This is a genomic window from Oscillochloris sp. ZM17-4 (genome assembly GCF_019599295.1).
Lineage (GTDB): Bacteria > Chloroflexota > Chloroflexia > Chloroflexales > Chloroflexaceae > Oscillochloris.
Genome location: NZ_JAIEWN010000155.1, coordinates 1 through 1693, shown reverse-complemented (window position 1 = coordinate 1693; position 1693 = coordinate 1). Strand labels below are relative to the sequence as shown.

Here is a 1693-nt window from a genome sequence, read left to right as displayed (position 1 = left end):
AGCCGCAGGCGCAGGGTGGAGCCGCGACCGTGGGCGAAGGCGCTGGCCTCGTGCCATGCGGTCCGCAGTCTCGGGCTGGAGAAGAGCTGGTCGGTGAGCGCCTGGCCGTAGCCGACCGGGTCGGCCATCAGCGCGCTCAGCGACTCGGTGTCGAACGCCCACGGCGTCGGCGGGGCGAGCTGGGTTGCGGGCTCGCCGGACGGGCTCAGCTGGATTGCGGCGGCGTAGCCATCGCCGTGTTGGGTCAGGGTCAGGTCGAGATCGACGACAGGCATCGGAAGCGTTCCCCGTATGGTGGGCGCGGGCGGCTGCCCGCCCCTACGCGGCACCGGCGGCGCGCGCGGCCCGGATCTGCGGCATGGCGACGAATAGCGGGATGAGCGACAGGGCCACGCCGATGGCGCAGAGCACGCCATAGCTGGCGGCGCCCAGGATCACCCCGCTGCTCAGGCTGCCGATGGCCGAGGTCAGGTTGATCAGCAGGTCGGCGCCGCCCTGGACCCGCCCGCGCTCGCCGGCGCTCAGGCTGTCGGCCAGCAGCGACGAGCCGGCGATGTAGCAGAAGTTCCAGCCCAGGCCGACCAGAAAGAGCGCCAGGGCCAGCCAGGGCGTGAGCAGTGATACGGGGGCCAGCACCGAGCCGGCGATCAGGACCAGCGCGCCGAGGGCGATCATCATCGGCCGGCCGAACCGGTCGGCCAGCGTGCCCGTCACCATCGAGAGCCCGAACATGCCCAGGGTGTGGGCGGCGAACACCAGCGAGATGTCGCCCAGCTCGTGGCCGTGCTGGCGCATGTACACCGAGGTCACGCCCATCACCATCACCATCACGCCCTGGCCGAGCACCATCGCGGTGAGCGCGGTGCGGGCGACGGGCGTGCGCAGCACCTCGCCCATGCTACGGCCCGGCCCGTGGTCGGCGTGGCCGACCGGCGTGTCCTGGGCCATGCGGATCGCGACGCTGCGCGGGTCGGGGTGGAGCAGCAGCATGATCAGCGCCCCGGCGATGGCGAAGAGCACCGCCCCGCCGATCATCGGGCCGGCGAGCTCCGGGATGCCCAGGCTGAGCGCCAGCTTGCCCAGCGGGTCCACCAGAGCCGGCCCGCCCACGGCACCCACCGTGCTGGCGAAGACCACCGTGCTGATCGCCCGGGCGCGCTGGCTGAGCGGTACCGCGTCGGCGGCGGCGTAGCGGCTCTGGTCGGTGATGCCGCGGGCCAGCCCCAGGAAGAACAGGCCGAACAGAAAGGTGCCGAACGAGCCCTGCACGACGGCGATGCCGTTGATGACCAGGCCGACCAGGCCGAGCAGGAAGCCGATCCCCAGGCCCGGCCGCCGCCCGTAGCGCTGCATGAATCGCCCGGCCGGGTAGGCCATCACCGCCGCGCCGGCCTGCATCAGCGTGCTCGGCAGCCCGGCTAGGGCCGTCTGTCCGCTGAGCTCCACCCCGATGATCGCCCCGACGGTGATGTTGGCGATGAATGCCGCCGAGGCCATGCTCTGCGTGGCGAAGAGGGTCGCGGTGATCCGGCGGGTGATCTGGGCCTGGTTGTCAATCGTCATGGTCGGTGCGAGCTTCCTATCGGCAGACTCGTCCCCTACGACGGGTTGCCGTATACTAACGATGGTTGCGATGCTGCACCTCTATTATAGCCGAGAGGGGAGCCCCCGATGCGCTGGCCCTGCCCCTGGC

General features: G+C 71.5%; 1 protein-coding gene and 1 pseudogene. Both read right to left on the bottom strand.

Annotated elements, in window-relative coordinates; all coding sequences use genetic code 11:
- Window positions 1-275 (bottom strand): annotated as a pseudogene (locus tag K2Z83_RS28330) (hypothetical protein); the annotation flags it as partial.
- 43 nt (window positions 276-318) lie between these two features.
- Window positions 319-1563: an MFS transporter gene (locus K2Z83_RS28325; RefSeq protein WP_220598522.1), complete on the bottom strand. Its 1245-nt coding sequence runs from the start codon at window positions 1561-1563 to the stop codon at window positions 319-321.
- Window positions 1564-1693 lie beyond the last annotated feature (130 nt).